Genomic DNA, 17,475 nt, shown 5'->3' with positions numbered 1-17,475 from the left:
GGTTGCCCCCCATGATGATCTTCACTCCGGCGGCAATCTGCACATAGTCGCCGATATGGAGCCGGTCGATATGCCAGAGCGGCTCCCAGCCGGTGTCCGGGCTGCGGCTGAAGGGGTCGCCATGGAGGTAGCGTACCGCCACCTCTTCGAAGGGGCCATCCCAGGCACCAGAGTAGTAGCTGTGCTGCCCCTTGAGGCAGATATTGGGGTTGGTCACTGTCAGGTGCAGGTATTCGACCTGCGACCAGTGTTGGCAGGTGTTCATGTTGGTACTCCTTTGCTGAATGGATCGGATGGGTTGCGTTCGCTTGAGCGCAGCTAATAGATCCAGACCAGCATGCGGGGCACGCAGAGCAGGGAGCAGCCCAGCATCTGCGGGAGGCGTGGTCGCATTGTGGGGCTCCAAAGAAGGGGGGAAGGGCGCGATCATAAGGTCGGGCGCCGGGTTTGCCAAGGTTGCGCAGAGATCCTGCACTAACCCTCTGGTTGATATTTATTCTCAATTAGCCATGATAACACTCCCACCATGACGGATTCGGGAGAGCGAGATGACACCGCAAAGTTGGCAACGATACATGCTGGAGGCGGAGCGTGCCTGGCAGGCCGGTTCGCTGGGGGCGGCGATCTGCTTTTATCAGCAGGCGCTGGGGGATGTTTACGAGATGACCCAGGTGGAGTTGACCGAGCTGGCCACCATGCGAGTCGCCACCTGTCACCGGTTGGCCGACTTCTGGCGGGCGATGGATGAGCCGACTTACGAGCTGCGCTACCTGAAACTTGCCTCCGAGCTGGTGACGGCGCTGGTGCCACAATGCCCCAACCGCGAGTGCGAGGCGCTGATCAGCGAGCTGGGTTGCTGTCGTGGTGCCCTGCTCGCCTTTCTCAAGCGCCACCCCAATCCGGAAATTGCCCGGCTGATCCAGCTGCAGGACAAGGTGCAGGGCTGCGAGCTGATCGGCCGTTTTCGCCTCAACTGAACGGATGTAGGCGCGGCTCAGCCCCGCCGTTTGAGTTTCTGGGCGATGCGCTGCTGCGCCTCTTCCCCTTGCAGTGCCTGGGCGAAGGCGCGCGCCTCCAGATCGATGACAAAGTGTACCGCCTGTTTAAGCTCCTGTTTCAGCAGCGCCTTGCTCTTTTGCTGCGCTCTGGGCGGTTTGGCCGCCAGCTTCAGTCCCTGCTCGCGGGCAAGGGAGAGCAATCCATCGGCCGCCACCACCTTGTTGGCCAGCCCGAGACGTAGTGCTTCCTCGGCATCAATCGCCTCGGCCAGCAGCAACAGCTCGGCTGCCTTGAGGTGCCCCACCAGACGCGGCAGCAACAGGCTGGAGGCGAACTCCGGCACCAGCCCCAACTCGACGAAAGGAAGCTGCAAGCGGGCGTTATCCCCCAGATAGACCAGATCGCAGTGCAGCAGAATGGTGGTGCCAATCCCCACAGCCGGGCCTGCAACAGCGGCGATCACGGGCTTGGGGAAGTCGGCCAGGGTGTGGAGGAACTGCAGGATAGGGTCGTCGGGCTCCAGCGAGTTCTTGCCCATAAAGTCGGCCAGATCATTGCCCGCGGTAAAGCAATCCTGCTGCCCCTGCAACAACAGGACATGCACCTCCTCATCGGCTGCCGCCTCTCGTAGTGCTGCCACCAGTTGCTTATAGAGCTCGGTGTTGAGGGCGTTGCGCTTGTCGGGGCGGTTGAGGGTCAGGGTGAGCAAGCCATCCTGCTGCTCGGCAATGAGAATGGGGGCCATGTCTAAATCCTTGTTATTGAAAGGTGCAAAAAAGGTTGCTGCTGGGGTAACCTTGGCGCCGTTTAACAACATCATAAAAGGATTTCAACCATGTTTAAACGTGCGTTTTATTCTCTGCTGGTTTTGGGTATGACGGCGCCTGCACTGGCCAAGGTCGAGGCTGTCGACGGTTATGTGCGGCTGTTGCCGCCGGGCTCCCCCAACACTGCCGCCTTTATGGTGCTGAAGAATGACGCCGACCAGCCGGTCAAGCTGGTGGCGGCGGCTTCTGCTGCGGCCGGGCGTGCCGAGCTGCACACCCACCTGCACGAAAATGGCGTGATGAAGATGCGTCAGGTCGAGAATATTGAGATCCCGGCCAAGGGCGAAGCGGTGCTCAAGCCGGGCAGCCTGCACATCATGCTGTTCGAGGTGGGCACGCTCTCCGAGCAGACCCCTTTCCCGCTCACCCTCACCATGGATGATGGTCAGAAGCTGGATCTGTCACTGCCGGTGACGCCGATTGAGCCGATGGCCGAGATGAAGCATATGAAGCACTGACATTTGTCGTCGTTTGTTCAGGATTGACGCTGGGTATTTTGGCTGCACCGAGTAAAATAGTGCTCTTTTCCATGTATGCAAGAGGAAGTGACGTAATGAAAAAGACGCTGATTGCCGGTTTTGTGCTGGCTCTGTGCAGCCAGAGTGCCATGGCCGCTGACGACTGGCGTTTTGCCGCCGGTGCCGACGTATGGGCCGCCAAGGGCAGTGGTCAGGCTTATGGCACCAGTGCTGATGGCAGCTATGACGACAGCTACAATTGGAACGGCTATCTGCAGCTGGAACACGGCATCATCTTCCTGCCGAACGCCAAGTTTGAAGTCTCCGATTTCAGCACCTCCGGCGGCAACTTCAAGAACGATCTGACTGCCTACGATCTGAGCCTCTACTACCGTCTGTTCAACAACGATCTGTTCAAGATCGATCTGGGTATGACCGGCCGTCACTACGATGGCGAGCAGGTCTACTCCGGTCGCAAGGGTTATGACGAAGATACCCTGATGGCCTATGCCGGCAGTGAAGTGAAGATCCCGGGCACCGGCATCGCCTTCTTCGGCGATCTGCGCACTCACGATGCGGACAACTATGACTACCGTCTGGGTGGTTCCTACAAGTTCTCTTCCATGCCGATCAAGCTGCGTGCCGGCTGGCGTGAAGCCAAGGTCGACTTCGCCAATATCGATCAGTCTGTCGATGGCTGGTTCATGGGCGGCGAATTCACTTTCTAATCTGACCGTCAACTGACGACGAGGAGCGATAATGGGCCACATCATAGTGACAGGTGCTGGTTCTGGTCTCGGCCGGGCGCTGACCATCGGACTGGTTGAGCGGGGCCATCAGGTCTCCATGATGGGGCGCCGTTATCAGCGACTGCAGGAGCAGGAGCTACTGCTCGGCAGCGCGGTGATCGGCATCGCGGCCGATCTGGCGCACCATGAAGAGGTCGATGTCGCCTTCGCTGCAGCGGTGGAGTGGGGCGGGCAGCCCGACATGGTGATCCACTGCGCCGGGGTGGGCGAGTTTGGCCCGGTCGGTGTCTACACCGCCGAGCAGATCCGCCGGGTGGTGGAGAGCAATCTCATCTCCACCATTCTGGTGGCTCAGCAGACGGTGCGGCTTATCGGGGAGAAAGGCGGAGTGCTGGCCAATGTGCTCTCCTCCGCCGCTCAGGTGGGCAAGGCCAACGAGAGCCTCTACTGCGCCTCCAAATGGGGGATGCGCGGCTTTCTCGAATCCTTGCGCGCCGAGCTGAAAGGCTCGCCACTGCGGCTGGTCAACCTCTATCCGAGCGGGATCCGCAGCGAATTCTGGGACAACTCGGATCACGTGGACCCGAGTGGCTTCATGACCCCGGAAGATGCGGCGGCCTATATGCTCGACGCGCTGGAAGCCAGAAGCAGCTGCCACGTGACCGATCTCTTTATCGGTCGCAATCCCTGAGGCAACCCTTCATCCGGTTGCCGTCGTCAGCACACAGAAACAAAAAGCGCGCCAAATGGCGCGCTTTTTTATATCGGGAAGAGGGCGGAATTAACGGCCCAGCTTGGCCTTGAGCATGGCGATGATGTCGCTGATGGCCACTTCCTGCTTCTCGCCGGTGCGGCGGCACTTGTACTCCACCACGCCGTTGTCCAGACCGCGATCGCCGATGACGATGGCGTGCGGGATGCCCAGCAGCTCCATGTCGGCGAACATCACGCCCGGGCGCTCTTTACGGTCGTCGAACAGCACGTCCACACCGGCCGCTTTCAGCTCGGCGTAGAACTGCTGTGCCTGCTCGGCCACGCGCTCTGACTTGTGCATGTTCATCGGCACGATGGCCACTTCGAACGGAGCGATGGCGTCCGGCCAGATGATGCCGTACTGGTCGTTGTTCTGCTCGATGGCGGCAGCCACCAGACGGGAAACCCCGATACCGTAGCAACCCATCTCCATGGTGACGGACTTGCCAGCTTCGTTCAGCACGCTCGCCTTCATCGCTTCGGAGTACTTGGTACCCAGCTGGAAGATGTGGCCCACTTCGATACCGCGCTTGAGCAGCAGCTTGCCCTGGCCGCACGGGCTCGGGTCGCCTTCTACCACGTTGCGCAGATCGGCAACTTCGTAAGAAGCGATGTCGCGATCCCAGTTGGCACCGGTCAGGTGGAAGCCGGTCTCGTTGGCGCCGCAGACGAAGTCCGCCAGATGGGCGGCGCTGCGATCGACGATGATGCGACCGGCAAAGCCGACCGGGCCGATGGAACCTGCGTCGCAACCGGCGGCAGCTTTGATCTGCTCGTCGTTGGCGAAGGTCAGCGGGTTGGCAACGCCAGAGAGCTTCTCGGCTTTGATTTCGTTCAGCTCGTGGTCGCCACGCAGTACCAGCGCGATAACGGCCTGCTTGCCGTGCTCATCTTCCTCTGCCAGTACCAGCAGGGTCTTGGCGATGGTGGTCGGTGCTACGTTCAGGAAGGCGGCCACTTCGTCGATGGTGTGGACGTTCGGGGTGGCAACCTTGGTCAGGGCTGCTGTGGCGGCAGCGCGCTCACCAGCCGGCGCCAGTGCTTCGGCCATCTCGATGTTGGCGGCGTAATCGGAGCTGTCGGAGAAGGCGATCAGATCTTCACCGCTCTCGGCCAGCACCTGGAATTCGTGGGAACCGGTACCACCGATGGAGCCGGTATCGGCCTGCACCGGACGGAAGTTCAGGCCCATGCGGGTGAACGCCTTGCAGTAGGCAGCGTGCATCTTCTCGTAGGTATCGACCAGAGATTCCTTGTCGATGTGGAAGGAGTAGGCATCCTTCATCAGGAATTCGCGGCCACGCATCACACCGAAACGGGGGCGTACTTCGTCGCGGAACTTGGTCTGGATCTGGTAGAGGTTGAGCGGCAGCTGTTTGTAGCTGTTCACTTCGTAACGTACCAGCGCAGTGATCACCTCTTCGTGGGTCGGGCCCAGCACGAAGGGGCGGTTGTGACGGTCGGTCAGACGGCACAGCTCGGGACCGTAGTCATCCCAGCGGCCGGACTCCTGCCACAGCTCGGCGGGTTGCACTACCGGCATGGAGACTTCGACGGCACCAGCATTGTTCATCTCTTCGCGAACAATGTTCTCGATTTTCTTCAGTACCCGCAGACCGGTTGGCAACCAGGCATACATGCCGGAGGCCAGTTTACGGATCATCCCGGCGCGCAGCATCAGCTGGTGGCTGACAACTTCAGCGTCGGAGGGGGTTTCCTTGAGAGTGGAAAGCAGATATTGGCTGGTACGCATCGCGGTAGACCTTAGCTAGAACGGGCGCGGGGCCCAGGATAATTTCAAGGGCGGAATTTTAACAGGCTGGGCGTTGCGGCCCAAGGGCTAAATTTGCCGCAACCCGAAAGGTGGCCACGCCCGGCAGATGGTCAGGGCAATGACCATTGCAACAAGCAGGCTTTTTATGCCTGCAATTTGGCCGGATCTCCGCTAAACTCTGCCACCTTTTCTCGATGGGCATGGCTCTGCCGCGTTCATCACCCCCCATTTTTAGTACTTTTGGAGCCGCTCATGCCGTTAGTGGGACATCAACACCAGATCGAGATCCTGGAACTGACCGACAAAGGAGATGGCAAAGGACGCCTGTTCGATCGCCCCCTGTTTGTCGAAGGTCTGCTGCCCGGTGAGCAGGCGCTGGTGGAGCTGACCGAGGTCAAGCCGAACTATCTGCACGGCAAGGTTGCCGAGCTGCTCCAACCTTCAGCAGATCGGGTTGCCGATTTCTGCCCCAACACCGAGTGCGGTGGCTGTCAGGTACGTCCGCTGGCCTATCCGGCCCAGCTCAAGCTCAAGCAGGCACTGGTGCAGAGCGCACTGGAGCAGGCCGGGCTGGGTGACACGCCGGTCAAGGATATCCTTGGCATGGAAAGCCCGTTCGCCTATCGCAACAAGGCGCAATATGCGGTGCGTGGCTGTGACGCCGGTGCCGAGATCGGTTTTTATCGCAAGCACTCCCACGATCTCATCACCGCCGATGACTGTGCGGTGCAGGATCCGCTGCACGTCGAGCTCAACGCCCGGGTGCGCAACTGGATGCGCGCGCATGACATCGCCGCCTATGACGAAGTGAACCACAGCGGCTGTGTGCGCAACCTGATGACCCGCAAGGGCTTCAAGAGCGGCGAGCTGATGGTGGTGTTGGTGACCCTAGGTGAGGAGCTGCCGTTCGAAGCCGAGCTGCTGGCAGCCCTGAGCGATCTGCCGGTCACTACCCTGGTGCAGAACATCAACGATGAGCGCACCAACCGCATTCTGGGCGCCACCAACCGGGTGCTGCTCGGCGAAGGGGTGATCCGCGACAAGATCCATGAGCTCGAGTTCGAGATCTCGCCGCTCTCCTTCTTCCAGAACAACCCGACCCAGACCGATGTGCTCTACTCCAGCGCCCTCGAGTATGCCGAGCTGACCGGTAACGAGACAGTGTTCGACATCTATTGCGGTATCGGCACCATCTCCCTTTTCCTGGCTGGCAAGGCCGCCAAGGTCGTCGGGATCGAGTCGGTGGAGAGCGCCATCAGCGATGCCCGCCGCAACGCCGCCCTCAACGGCATCGAGCACACCGAATTCCACGTCGGCAAGGCCGAGCAGCTGATGCCCGCGCTGTACGCCCAAGGTGTGACCGCTGACGTGGTGGTGATGGATCCGCCCCGCAAAGGCTGTGACAAGGCGGTACTGCAGACCCTGGTCGCCATGGCGCCCCGTCGTCTGGTCTATGTCTCCTGCAACCCGCAGACCCTGGCTCGTGATCTCGCCTGGCTGGTCAAGCAGGGCTTCGTGCTGGACGAAGTGCAACCGGTCGATATGTTCCCGCACTCCATGCATGTGGAAGCGGTAGCTCGCCTGAGCCTGCCCGCCAAGGCATAAGTCGCCCCTGATTCTTGCCCATAAAAAAACGACGCCAACTGGCGTCGTTTTTTTCTATCTGATACTCGCAGGTTGATGTGCTCAACCCTGCTTGCGCACCTCGGCGGCAATCTGGTCGAGCAGCTGTTGCCAGCCCTGACCCAGTTCGTTCACCAGCGCGTTGTAGCCATCGGCCGGCAGCACCCGCTCCTGACGGAAGGGAGCATCGCGCAGCACTGTGCCATCTTCCGCCAGCAGGCGCCAGCGACCGCTCAGCACGGCGCTGCCGTCATGACGGCCCTGAAAGCGCTCCACCAGAATGGTCAGCACCGGCCCCTTGCGGGCGCCATCCTGCCGTACCACCCAGCCCGGCAGACGGGTGGAGAGGCCATTGAGGGTGAGCTGGTTGAGCTGATCGTCCAGCGCACCGGCCCAGCGATGGTACTCGGTGAAGTGGAGCTCTTGTCCTTCCAGCTGATAGACCAGACTGATCCGGTCGAGCTGGCTGGCCAGCGCCACCGGGCGCAGCACCAGCTGGTGCTGCGGTTGGGCCGGGGCCGTCACGGGTTGCTGGCTGTCTGCATCGAGCGAGTAGTAGTGCAGGCTTGGCTGGCTGCTGCAACCCGCCAGCAGGCCCAGCAGGGCCAGCGTCAGGATCTCTTTCTTCATTGTTTGCCTCGCTTGGGCTCAGGGTCCGATGGATGCGCGCGATCGAAGATCAGCGAGCTGGGCTGCTCGTTGAGGGAGTGCACCAGCGGCTGCAGTTCGCGCATCAACTGATTGAGGGTCTGCACCGACTGACGCAGATCCTGATTGGTCTGCGACTGGGCATCATAGGCCTGCAAGGTCTCCTGCAACTGCTTGAGGCTCTCGTTGAGCGAGGCGGGCAGCTGCTGGGTGGAATCCTTGGCGGTGAGCTTGTTCAGGTTGGCGCTGACTGCACTGATGTTCTTCAGGGTGCCATCCAAGGTGGTGAGTGACCCGTTGACCTTGGTCAGGGTGGTTGCCATGTCCATGTCGACAAACTTGTCGAGGATGAGGTTCACCTTGCGCTCGATCTGATCCAGCCCGCCCTGCACGGTGGGGAAGACCTGATAACCGGCCAGCTTGGCCTGTTCGAAACGTGGCGCGTCCGGATAGAAGTTGAGATCGATGATCTTGCCGCCGGTCAGCAGGCTCGAGGTCTTGAGGCTGGCACGCAACCCCTCCTTGAACTGCTTGCCGAACAGGGCACGCCATTGATCCTTCTCCGCCTTGGCATAGCGGTGGGAGAGGCGCTGCACCTCGATGCGGGCCAGCACCGGGATCTGGCGGCTCTTGAAGATCTGCACGCCCTTGTCCTCGATGAGGTAGGGGGCGGAGATGACGGTACCAACCCGAATGCCGCGATACTGCACCGCCGCGCCCGGGTGCAGGCCACCGACGTTGTCATCGAACAGGAAGACGTAGTCGATGAACTGATCCAGACTACCGGCCAGCACGCTCGCCTCATCCTGGAACAGGGTGAACCCTTCCATCTGTTTGACCGGTTCGCCAGGCGCCCAGCCGGGTGGCAGACCCATGGTGATGCCGCCATCGATCAGGCTCTCCAGCGAATCCATCTTCACCTTCATCCCCTCGCTGCTCATGGAGACCTCGAAGCCCGGTGTCATCCAGAAGCGGGAGTTGCTGCTCACCAGAATGTCATAGGGGGCGTGGATGAAGATTTGATACTGCATCTCGCTCTTTTCCGGCAGGAACTTCGCCTCTTCCACCTGACCTATGGTGAAGCCCTGATAGTTGATGGGGGAGCCTTCCCCGAGCGCGCGAGTGTCGCGACTGCTGAGGGTGAGACGCAGCCCCTTGGCATCGAGGGAGGCGAGCGGCGGTTTGTCGAGCATGGCGTATTCGTCCCGCGCCCGACCTTTCTTGCCGGGGGCGAGTTCGATATAGGCGCCGGAGAGCAGGGTGCTCAGGCCCGACACCCCTTCACGGCCCACTCTGGGTTTGACCACCCAGAACTGGCTGTCACCGCGCAGCATGCCGGAGGCGGCATTGGTCAGCCGCCCTTTCAGCACGGCATGGCTGTAGTCATCGCTCAGCTCGACGGCCTCAATGCGGCCGACGTCCACTTCGCGGGAGCGGATCACCGTCTTGCCAGCGACTATGCCCTCGGCAGTGGCGACTGTCAGGGTGAAACTGGGGCCCTGGGAGTACCAGTGCTGGAACAGCATCCAGAGACCGATGAACAGCGCCAGCAGGGGCACCATCCAGATTGCGGCGGCAGAGCTCAGAAAGTCAGAGCCCGGTTTCCACCTTTTTTTACGCTCACTCACGTTCGCGTTCTCCTTGTTGTAAATCCCAGATCAGGCGGGAGTCGAAACTCATGGCGGCGACCATGGTGATCAGCACCACACCAGCAAATGCGACGGCCGCAGGGCCGGGGTAGATGGTCATCAGATTGTCGAGCCGGATCAGGCCCGCCAGAATGGCCACCACGAAGACGTCGATCATCGACCAGCGTCCGACAAATTCGGTCATGCGATAGAGTTTGAGCTTGCCGAGGGGGGAGGTGACATTGCAGCGCTGCACCATATAGCAAAGCCAGAATAGCGCCAGTATTTTCACCAGCGGCACCACCACGCTGGCGAAAAAGATCACCGCCGCTATGGGGTAGGAGCCCATGGCCCAGAGCAGCACCACACCGCCGAGGATGGTGGAGGGGCTGTCATCCCCGAGAAACACCGTATCCATGATGGGATAGACGTTGGCCGGAATGTAGAGAATGGCGGAGGTAAACAGCAGCGCCCAGGTGCGGTTCAGGCCGCCCGGCTTGCGGGCATGCAGCTTGCCGCCGCAGCGGGAGCAGCTGTGGCTGCCCACCTCGCTCAGAGCGCCACAGATATGGCAGCCCACCAGACCTGATTCCATCGCGCCCGCTTCCGGGTCGATCTCCCGCGCCTCGGTAGGGCCGAACAGCCGCTGCCACAGCCACATCTGATCCAGCGAGGAGATCATCTTGATGAGCAGCACGGTGTAACCGACGAAAGCCCAGAATGACAGCCCCATCTTGATGTCGGCCATCCCCATCAGCTTGACCAGCGAGATGAGCACCCCCACCAGAAAGACATCCACCATCAGCCAGGGTTTGATCCGGCAGAGCAGACGGCCGAGGGAGCGCAGGGCGTTGCTGTGCAGATCTTTATCAACCCGCCACAGCACCAGCATGATGGATCCCATATAGACCAGCGGCAGGCCGATCAGGGTCAGGCTCAGTACCGCGCCGAGAAACAGATAGCCCTCATCCACCAGGGTGGTGATGCTCTGCAAAAAGGTCATCTCCTGGCCCACCCCTTTGGCCGAGAAGGACATAAAGGTAAAGGCATTGGCGAGCACGAACATGATGAGTGCCGCGAACCCGTAGGAGATCGGTCGCAACTCCTGTTGTGGCAGGTGGCGACTCAGGGTGTGTCCGCAACGGGGGCAGCAGCTGGCCTGTCCCACCTCGAGCGGTGTGGCCGGTATCAGCAGGTCACACTCTTCGCAGGCAGTGGCATCATGGACATAGGTGGTGTGGTGTTGGTGTGAAACCGGATGCAAGATAAAACCCCAGATAAGGCCCGTGGTAGAGCCAGAGCTGGCGATTATCGCAGTTGTGCTGGTCAGCGACCAGCCCCCGGAGGGCGCTATTGCTGGCGGGAGTGAGAATGACTTTGACAAGCCAGTGCCCATTTAGCACAATCAAACGCCACTTTTTTTCCGCGGGACAATAATTTATGACAACTGAATCCCCCAGCTACTCCACGATTGAGCAAGCCTTCTCCCTCGGGAACGGGCAAGATTCTGCCCTCAACTGGTTGCGCAAGAACCGCAGTCAGGTCGCTATTTTTCTGGTGAGCGGCATCAAGCTGGAAGGCACCATCAGCGGGTTCGACCAGTACAGCGTGCTGCTGACCGATGCTCATGGTAACCAGCAGCTGGTCTACAAGGCCAAAATCTCTACCATCGCCATGCACACCGGCCGTCCGCAGGTGAATATCCAGCGTGCTCGCAAGCCACGTGTCTCCATGGCGCCGCGCCCCCACGGTGCGCCGGGTCGTTATGACGACAATCAGGGCGGCGGCAACAACGAGTAATCGTCTGCCCCGCACTCCCCGTTGACGCGCCCTGCGTCAGCGGCTGACGGAACCTGCTCTCATTTTCATTCATGTCCCGTATGAGAGCCGGTTCCGGTTATCGCCCCTTGCAGGGCGATATTTTTTTCCGCACTACGCCGTTATGCCGACTGGTTGACCCTCTTTGACCATGCAGGTCTGCATACCCGCCGCTTCTCCGGCCTGTACCCCGATACCGGTATCTTCAAACACCAGACAGCCTGATGGCTCGACCCCCAGCTTGCTGGCGACCAGCAGGAAGGTGTCCGGATTGGGCTTGTGCAGCTCCACATCGTCTGCGGTGACCACCACAGAGAAGTAGCGATCCAGCCCGGTGTTGCGCAGCACCGCTTCGGCGTTGACGCGGGGCGAGCCGGTGCCGATCCCCATCGGGATGACGCCATGATAGCGCTCGACCAGCGCCTGCATGGCCGGAAAGACGGTCGCCTTGTGCAGGTTGGCCACATAGCGGGCGGTCTTGCAGCGGGTGACTTCGATCGGATCGAGGGGGATCTGCTGCTCCTGTGCCACCAGCAGGGCTATCTTGCGGCTCGGCATGCCACCCAGCTCATAAAACCAGTCGGCGTCGAAGTGAAAGCCAAACTCGCGGGCAGTGTGTTCCCAGGCGGCGAGGTGCAGCGGCATGGAGTCGACCAGGGTGCCATCAAGGTCAAAGACCAGGCCTTGGAATCCGGAAAGCGTCATGGTGCGGGTCAGTCTCTGAAAAAAGGGAGCCCATTCTAGCCAGTGGCTCCCCGCCTCGCCATCACCTAGCTGGTGAGAAACGCTTGCCCCCACATTTGTGACTGAAAATAGACGGGGGTGAGCTGGGCCGGATCGAGTTGATATTTGGGGGCAAGTTGTTCCAGCAGGGCCCAGTTGCCCTGTTCATAGGTGCTGACCAGCTGAAACAGATAAAAGAGTGGCCCTTCGTGCAGTTCGATGGCGCGCTGCACGCTCTTGGGCAGGTGGGCCATCAACGGCTCCGACAGCAGGGAGCCATCGAGCACCAGTCCTACCAGAAAGGCCCAGCTGGCCTCCGTTTTACCGAGGGCGGTGAGGGCAATCAGCTCGCAGAAGCGGCCGCGGGCGATGGCCATGCGGGTGCAGGCCTCCGGCATGTGCTGGCTCACCCGGGCCAGACCGTTGATCAACACGAACTTGCGGATCTCCTGCTCCCCCAGATAGGAGAGGGCGCGGGGTACCGAGGTGATGGGGGCGGCATGATCGAAGCCGGGGGCGTTGACGTAGGTGAGCAGCAGGCCGGGCAGCCAGGCATCCTGCTCCAGCAGGCGGGCTACCTGGGCGAAGGAGAACTCTTCGTGGCAGATGAGCTGGAGGATCTGCTGTACCAGCGCCATATCGGGCTGATTGGCTCGCTGATTGACCAGCTCCGGACGGGCGAGAAAGCCGCCGGCAAAGAAGTCGACCCCTGCCTCCCGCAGCGGGAGAAAATCCGCCCAGGTTTCGATGTTCAGCGCCATCCGCTTGTGTTCGGTGGGCTGGCAGATCCCCTCTTCCCCCATCCAGTACACCAGCAGGCGGCTGGCGCCGAGCCAGCGTGGATCCCGGTTGGCGCCGTGCACCGCCAGTCTGCGCCGACTGTCGCGCCACTGCTCCAGCACCGGGAACGAGTTGGGCTGGCGTTCACTGGAGGCTTCAACCAGCGGGATCGCGTCCTGATCCAGCAGCAGGGGACGCTGTTCATCGAGCTGTTCGTGGGTGAAGGGCACCAGATATTGACGCCCCTGCGCCAGCAGGCGGCAATGTTGCGCCAGTGAAGGCCATTCGGCCGGTGAGCTTAGCTGATAGTCGATGCCGTAGGCCACCAGAGCCAGGCGACGATTGAAGATAGGGTAGCGACGCAACAGCATGGGATCACCGATAGGCCAGAGTGCGGGCCCTCCCTTGTGACTTGGCGTGGTAGAGCGCCTGGTCAGCCTGTTCAGTCAGGGTCTGCCATGCTCCGTCCTGGGAGGGAACCAGATAGCTAAAGCCTATGCTAACCGTAATGAAATCAGCAACCCGCGAGGCGGGATGGGGCATTTTCAAGCGGGCAAGACCATCGTGGATCCGTCCGGCCAGCTGTTCGGCCTCACCGGGTTGGGGGGCGCAGAGCAGAATGACGAACTCCTCCCCGCCGTAACGGGCTACCAGATTAGTGCAGCGCCGCTCTGCATCCCGCAGCACATGGGCCACCTGTTGCAGGCAAAGATCCCCCTTGGCATGGCCGAAGTGGTCGTTGTAGGCCTTGAACTCGTCCACATCGATCATCAATACCGCCAGCAGGTTCTGGGTGCGCCGTGCCCACTCCCACTCCCGCTGCATGGTGATGTCCCACTGGCGCCGGTTGGCGATGCCGGTGAGGGGATCTTCCAGCGACAGCAGGGAGAGGCGGTGATTGGCCTCCTCCAGCGCACGGTTGGTCTCGGCCAGCTGCATGGTGCGCTCGGCGACCCGGGCCTCCAGCTGGCGGTTGAGGGTTTCCAGCTGCTCCTGGGTGCGCTGGCGGATCAGCAGTTGTGACAGGATGGCGGCGTACTGTTTGAAGATCTCGCTCTGATAGGCTTTGAGCGGACGGTGCCAGAGCAGGTTGTCGGCGGCGATCCAGCCGATGGGGGTGGTGCCATCCCACAGCGATACCATGGCGTTCCAGCCACGGCCCACCTGCTGCTTCTCGTAGTAGAGAGGGGTATCTTCCATCACCAGCACGTAATCCTTGCGCCTGAGCGCCTCTTGCACCGTGGGGTGATCCGGAATGGGGCTGATGAAGTTGTGTTCATCCATCAGCTCGCCGTCCTCGCTGGTGCCCCAGGTGCCGCGCATGGTCTTGCCATCGGGTTCGATCAGGAAGATGGCGACCCGATCGAATTGCAGTTCCTTGCGGGCCAGCAGCACGGCATCCCGCAGCAGATCGTTCTCGCTGCGACTGCGGGAGAGGGTGACGCTGACCATGTGCAGCGCCTGCAACATGGTGAGGAAGGAGCCCTGCAGTGCCTGACTCTGTACCAGATCGGTCTGGGTATGGAGCCGCTGGTCCCGCTCCTGATTGACCTGGCTGGAGAGCAGGTGATTGCTGAGCTCGGCTGTCAGATAGTGGATAAGGAGCTGGATGCCCTGACGCTGGTGGGAGGAGAGGCGGTCGATGCGGCGGCGGGTCTCCAGATAGATGACCCCTTCCAGCTTCATGTGACGCTTGAGAGGGAAACAGGCGCGTAACTGCGGCTGGGCGGGCTCCACATTTTCGCCGGGAGCCGGCGGTGGCTGGAGTTGTTCGATCACCAGTTGTCCCTTCTCCATCGCCTTGTCGATCAGGTGGTGGGGCAGGGTCAATTGACCGAGATGGGCGAGATCAAGCGTGGTCAGCCCGTGATCGAGCTGAAAACTGTAGAGCTGCGGTTCGGGGGCTTTTAGCCAGAGGTAGAGGCGTTCGGCATCGGTTTTTTCACGGATGGTGGCGAGGCTCACTTCGCATAACTGAGCGAAGTTGGTGAAGTGTTCCGGGTCCCATTCCTGCATACCAATATCCCTTGGATTGTACCCAAGCGAGTATAGACATATTTCTCCTTGATTAATATGTCAGAAAGGAGAAGTGGCGCACATAATGGTTGCTTTAAGTCATTCTGGTGGAGACATTCACTGCGTTCTTTGCCAATCGTGGCTAGAACTGTGTGCCATAACGGTATATATGGCAGCTTGTAGGGTGGGATGCCGGGCAAAAAAGAGCCCGCACGATGGCGGGCTCTCGGGCAGATCAGATGATTCTGCGCGGCTTATTCTGCCTTGGGGGCAGTCTCAGCAGGCGTTTCACTGCTATCGGCTGGCGCACTCTCGGCCGCCGGGGCTTCCGGTGCCGGACCAGGCACCAGATCCACTGCCGGTTTGGCGATGAGGGAGCGGGTCTCTTCCACCGCTTCGGTCAGCTTGACCTCGATGATCTGGCCCAGCTCGTAGACCACCTCGGTCTTGTCCAGATAGACGCGGCCGTTGTCCCAGTTGCACTCCAGTCGATCCTTGTTGTCGAGGATGTGACGGGCAGGCATAAAGACCACGGCGCCGTTCTCCTGCAGACGCAGCTTGAGACCGGCACGCATCACGTCGATGATCTCGGCGTTGAACACCTTGTCGGTGCCAGCATCGGCCTTGAGGTAGCGAACATAGAGCCAGTCGCCGATATCGCGCTCCACCATGCGGTGCAGACGGCGGCAGGCGGTCAGATGCTCGGTGAGCTCGGTGCTCGGGCGCTCGCCCGGTGTCTTGCCGGCGATGACGGCTTTGAGCAGACGATGGTTGACCATATCGCCGTACTTGCGAATAGGTGACGTCCAGGTGGCGTAGGCATCCAGACCCAGGCCGTAGTGGGCGCCCGGCTCGGAGGACATCAGCGCATAGCTCTGGAAACGGCGGACCTTGCCATCCAGCCAGCGGGTGTCGAGGTTGTCGATCCAGCGGCGCAGGGCACAGAAGCCGGAGAGGCTGGCGATCTCGTCGCGCTCGAACGGGGCTTCGGCACTCTTCAGCAGGTCGATGGCGCCGTCGAGGGACTCTTCGTCAAAGCCGGTGTGAACGTTGAAGATGCCGTAACCGACGCTCTTGCCCAGCACGCGACCGGCGCAGATGTTGGCGGCGATCATCGACTCTTCCACCATGCGGTTGGCGATGCGGCGCGGCTCGACGTGGATGGCCAGCACTTCGCCATTCTCGCCCAGCTCGAAGTCGTAGTCGGGTCTGTCCGGGAACACCAGCGCATGTTCGGTGCGCCACTTGATGCGCGCCTCGGTCATGGCCTTCATCAGCGGCAGCTGGGCCAGTACGCCGGCGTCGATGGCCAGCTCTTTGCCATGCTCGGCCCAGTCGGAGACGTCGTCATAGTTGAGACGGGCGTGGGAGCAGATGCGGGCGGCGAAGAACTCGGTCTCCTCCAGCAGCAGACCATCTTCGGCGATGAGCAGACGGGCGCACAGGGTGTTGCGCTCCTCGCCTTCCTTCAGGGAGCAGAGCTCGTCGGAGAGGGTGCGCGGGATCATCGGTACGTTGCGGCCCGGCATGTAGACGGTGAAGGCGCGCTGGGCGGCTTCCTTGTCCAGCTCGCTCCCTTCGGCCACATAGGCGGTCGGGTCGGCGATGGCGACCAGCAGCTCCCAGCCGTTATCCAGCTTGGTGATGGCCAGCGCATCGTCCATGTCCTTGGTCTTGGCACCGTCGATGGTGAAGAAAGGCACCTTGGTCAGGTCACGACGGGGTAGCTCCTCCTCTTCGATCACCTTCCACTCTGGCAGATCAGCCGGTTCGACCTGGGCCAGGTTGTGGCGCGCCAGCACCACCCACCAGGGCACGTTGTGATCTTCCTGTGCGGCGATCTTCTGGGTGATCTCGGCAGAGAAGTTGCCGTCAACCAGCGCATGGCGCTTGAGGGTGGCGACCACCCAGTCCCCTTCCTTGAACTCTTTCTCATCCAGACCCTTCTTGACGCGGGCCTTGATGGCATCCTTGATCAGCGGGTGGTCGGCGACCACGTTGAGGCGGTCGCGGAACATCTTGACCCGGGCCACGAAGCGGGTGACGGACTGCTCCAGCAGGGCATCCGGCTCGGCCACTTCCTTCTCTTTTTCGGTGCGGATCAGGGCGCTCACCCGGTCACCGTGCATCACCTTCTTCATGTAGGGAGGCGGCACGAAATAGCTGGTCTTCTCATCGACTTCCAGAAAGCCGAAGCCCCGGTCCGAGGCGCGGATCACACCCTCTTTCTTCGGGATGTTTTCGCGGATTTGTTGCTTGAGCTGGGCCAGCAGCGGATTGTCTTGGAACATAAGTGAGGAACCTGAAGTGAAAACCTGGGTGGAGACCTGATGAAGGATCGCCCAGCACTATACGTTTTTAGTCCTGCAAAGCCAAGGTGAATGGCCTGCTCAGCGTGGTTTCAACTGCGATCTGGCATGGTCGATAAGGCGTTGGGAGAGCTGCTTGTGAACCCCTTTTTCTAGTACCCAGCGGTGCCAGTAGAGGCGTTCCGTCAGGACGTGGTCGGGACTGAGGTTGAGTAGTGACCCGTCAGCCAGCTGGCCTCTGATTTGCAATTCGGGAATGAGGCAGTAGGCCAACCCCTGTTCGGCCATGGCGACGAAGGCCTCTGACGAGTGGACCGTATGGCAGGGATAACCGCCCGGCTCCAGTCCGAAGTGTTCTCTCATAAAGCTC

15 protein-coding genes and 2 pseudogenes are annotated in these 17,475 nt (G+C 61.0%); 6 read left to right on the top strand and 11 right to left on the bottom strand.

Translation table 11 applies throughout. The features are described 5' to 3' along the window. Positions 1 to 265: pseudogene (locus tag DBR30_RS21470) on the bottom strand (CatB-related O-acetyltransferase); the annotation flags it as partial. A gap of 283 nt (positions 266 to 548) precedes the next feature. Here DBR30_RS21470 and DBR30_RS00805 point away from each other — a divergent pair. Continuing rightward, positions 549 to 977, top strand: coding sequence for a DUF2753 family protein (locus DBR30_RS00805; protein WP_005335785.1), 429 nt, complete (start codon positions 549 to 551; stop codon positions 975 to 977). Positions 978 to 994: 17 nt separating this feature from the next. Here the strand turns inward: DBR30_RS00805 and DBR30_RS00800 are convergent, their stop codons facing one another. Continuing rightward, a complete protein-coding gene (locus tag DBR30_RS00800; protein ID WP_108541254.1) occupies positions 995 to 1,744 on the bottom strand; it encodes an enoyl-CoA hydratase-related protein in 750 nt (249 codons plus the stop codon). 90 nt (positions 1,745 to 1,834) lie between these two features. On the opposite strand from DBR30_RS00800, the gene DBR30_RS00795 reads away from it, so the two are divergent. The 3 genes from DBR30_RS00795 to DBR30_RS00785 all read left to right on the top strand — a co-directional run bounded on the left by DBR30_RS00795 (position 1,835) and on the right by DBR30_RS00785 (position 3,724). Next, the gene (locus tag DBR30_RS00795) at positions 1,835 to 2,284 is read left to right on the top strand and encodes a copper chaperone PCu(A)C (RefSeq protein WP_108541255.1); all 450 of its coding nucleotides are present in this window, start codon (positions 1,835 to 1,837) and stop codon (positions 2,282 to 2,284) included. A 95-nt stretch (positions 2,285 to 2,379) separates the two neighbouring features. Next, a complete protein-coding gene (locus DBR30_RS00790; protein ID WP_005335781.1) occupies positions 2,380 to 3,012 on the top strand; it encodes a TIGR04219 family outer membrane beta-barrel protein in 633 nt (210 codons plus the stop codon). A gap of 31 nt (positions 3,013 to 3,043) precedes the next feature. After that, the gene (locus DBR30_RS00785; RefSeq protein WP_108541256.1) at positions 3,044 to 3,724 is read left to right on the top strand and encodes an SDR family oxidoreductase; all 681 of its coding nucleotides are present in this window, start codon (positions 3,044 to 3,046) and stop codon (positions 3,722 to 3,724) included. Positions 3,725 to 3,814: 90 nt separating this feature from the next. Here DBR30_RS00785 and DBR30_RS00780 read toward each other — a convergent pair whose 3' ends face one another. Next, the gene (locus DBR30_RS00780) at positions 3,815 to 5,539 is read right to left on the bottom strand and encodes a proline--tRNA ligase (RefSeq protein ID WP_108541257.1); all 1,725 of its coding nucleotides are present in this window, start codon (positions 5,537 to 5,539) and stop codon (positions 3,815 to 3,817) included. Between the two features lie 273 nt (positions 5,540 to 5,812). Here DBR30_RS00780 and rlmD point away from each other — a divergent pair, with 273 nt between their 5' ends. Then, complete coding sequence (rlmD, locus tag DBR30_RS00775) at positions 5,813 to 7,165, top strand: 23S rRNA (uracil(1939)-C(5))-methyltransferase RlmD (RefSeq protein WP_108541258.1); 1,353 nt, start codon at positions 5,813 to 5,815, stop codon at positions 7,163 to 7,165. 81 nt (positions 7,166 to 7,246) lie between these two features. Here the strand turns inward: rlmD and DBR30_RS00770 are convergent, their stop codons facing one another. Genes DBR30_RS00770 through DBR30_RS00760 form a run of 3 tightly spaced genes read right to left on the bottom strand, consistent with a single transcriptional unit; the run spans position 7,247 to position 10,723 of the window. Next, positions 7,247 to 7,813 (bottom strand): PqiC family protein, encoded by a 567-nt coding sequence (locus DBR30_RS00770; RefSeq protein WP_075116002.1) that lies wholly within the window; start codon positions 7,811 to 7,813, stop codon positions 7,247 to 7,249. After that, complete coding sequence (pqiB, locus tag DBR30_RS00765; protein ID WP_005335774.1) at positions 7,810 to 9,459, bottom strand: intermembrane transport protein PqiB; 1,650 nt, start codon at positions 9,457 to 9,459, stop codon at positions 7,810 to 7,812. The genes DBR30_RS00770 and pqiB overlap by 4 nt, the downstream gene beginning before the upstream one ends. After that, complete coding sequence (locus tag DBR30_RS00760; RefSeq protein WP_108541259.1) at positions 9,452 to 10,723, bottom strand: paraquat-inducible protein A; 1,272 nt, start codon at positions 10,721 to 10,723, stop codon at positions 9,452 to 9,454. The genes pqiB and DBR30_RS00760 overlap by 8 nt, the downstream gene beginning before the upstream one ends. A gap of 176 nt (positions 10,724 to 10,899) precedes the next feature. On the opposite strand from DBR30_RS00760, the gene hfq reads away from it, so the two are divergent. Beyond that, positions 10,900 to 11,259 carry an RNA chaperone Hfq gene (gene hfq / locus DBR30_RS00755; RefSeq protein WP_005335772.1) on the top strand — a complete coding sequence of 120 codons (360 nt, stop codon included), beginning with the start codon at positions 10,900 to 10,902 and terminating at the stop codon, positions 11,257 to 11,259. Between the two features lie 132 nt (positions 11,260 to 11,391). Here the strand turns inward: hfq and DBR30_RS00750 are convergent, their stop codons facing one another. From DBR30_RS00750 to DBR30_RS21465, 5 genes and pseudogenes are all read right to left on the bottom strand, one after another. Next, the gene (locus DBR30_RS00750) at positions 11,392 to 11,982 is read right to left on the bottom strand and encodes an HAD family hydrolase (RefSeq protein ID WP_181363461.1); all 591 of its coding nucleotides are present in this window, start codon (positions 11,980 to 11,982) and stop codon (positions 11,392 to 11,394) included. Positions 11,983 to 12,047: 65 nt separating this feature from the next. Then, a complete protein-coding gene (locus tag DBR30_RS00745; protein WP_108541261.1) occupies positions 12,048 to 13,151 on the bottom strand; it encodes an EAL and HDOD domain-containing protein in 1,104 nt (367 codons plus the stop codon). Between the two features lie 4 nt (positions 13,152 to 13,155). Further along, positions 13,156 to 14,796: a sensor domain-containing diguanylate cyclase gene (locus tag DBR30_RS00740; protein WP_108541262.1), complete on the bottom strand. Its 1,641-nt coding sequence runs from the start codon at positions 14,794 to 14,796 to the stop codon at positions 13,156 to 13,158. Positions 14,797 to 15,050: 254 nt separating this feature from the next. Then, positions 15,051 to 17,087, bottom strand: coding sequence for an exoribonuclease II (locus DBR30_RS00735; RefSeq protein WP_108541263.1), 2,037 nt, complete (start codon positions 17,085 to 17,087; stop codon positions 15,051 to 15,053). Positions 17,088 to 17,186: 99 nt separating this feature from the next. After that, positions 17,187 to 17,475 (bottom strand): annotated as a pseudogene (locus tag DBR30_RS21465) (ArgP/LysG family DNA-binding transcriptional regulator); the annotation flags it as partial.

It is taken from the genome of Aeromonas sp. HMWF017 (assembly GCF_003061465.1).
GTDB classification, from domain to species: Bacteria; Pseudomonadota; Gammaproteobacteria; order Enterobacterales; family Aeromonadaceae; genus Aeromonas; species Aeromonas veronii.
This window is presented reverse-complemented; position numbering and strand designations above follow the sequence as displayed.

Bases quoted from the DNA above. Each gene is read 5' to 3' on its own strand.
- DBR30_RS00805 (WP_005335785.1), top strand. From the start codon at position 549: ATGACACCGCAAAGTTGGCAACGATACATGCTGGAGGCGGAGCGTGCC.
- DBR30_RS00800 (WP_108541254.1), bottom strand. From the start codon at position 1,744: ATGGCCCCCATTCTCATTGCCGAGCAGCAGGATGGCTTGCTCACCCTG.
- DBR30_RS00795 (WP_108541255.1), top strand. From the start codon at position 1,835: ATGTTTAAACGTGCGTTTTATTCTCTGCTGGTTTTGGGTATGACGGCG.
- DBR30_RS00790 (WP_005335781.1), top strand. From the start codon at position 2,380: ATGAAAAAGACGCTGATTGCCGGTTTTGTGCTGGCTCTGTGCAGCCAG.
- DBR30_RS00785 (WP_108541256.1), top strand. From the start codon at position 3,044: ATGGGCCACATCATAGTGACAGGTGCTGGTTCTGGTCTCGGCCGGGCG.
- DBR30_RS00780 (WP_108541257.1), bottom strand. From the start codon at position 5,539: ATGCGTACCAGCCAATATCTGCTTTCCACTCTCAAGGAAACCCCCTCC.
- rlmD (WP_108541258.1), top strand. From the start codon at position 5,813: ATGCCGTTAGTGGGACATCAACACCAGATCGAGATCCTGGAACTGACC.
- DBR30_RS00770 (WP_075116002.1), bottom strand. From the start codon at position 7,813: ATGAAGAAAGAGATCCTGACGCTGGCCCTGCTGGGCCTGCTGGCGGGT.
- hfq (WP_005335772.1), top strand. From the start codon at position 10,900: ATGACAACTGAATCCCCCAGCTACTCCACGATTGAGCAAGCCTTCTCC.
- DBR30_RS00750 (WP_181363461.1), bottom strand. From the start codon at position 11,982: ATGACGCTTTCCGGATTCCAAGGCCTGGTCTTTGACCTTGATGGCACC.
- DBR30_RS00745 (WP_108541261.1), bottom strand. From the start codon at position 13,151: ATGCTGTTGCGTCGCTACCCTATCTTCAATCGTCGCCTGGCTCTGGTG.
- DBR30_RS00740 (WP_108541262.1), bottom strand. From the start codon at position 14,796: ATGCAGGAATGGGACCCGGAACACTTCACCAACTTCGCTCAGTTATGC.
- DBR30_RS00735 (WP_108541263.1), bottom strand. From the start codon at position 17,087: ATGTTCCAAGACAATCCGCTGCTGGCCCAGCTCAAGCAACAAATCCGC.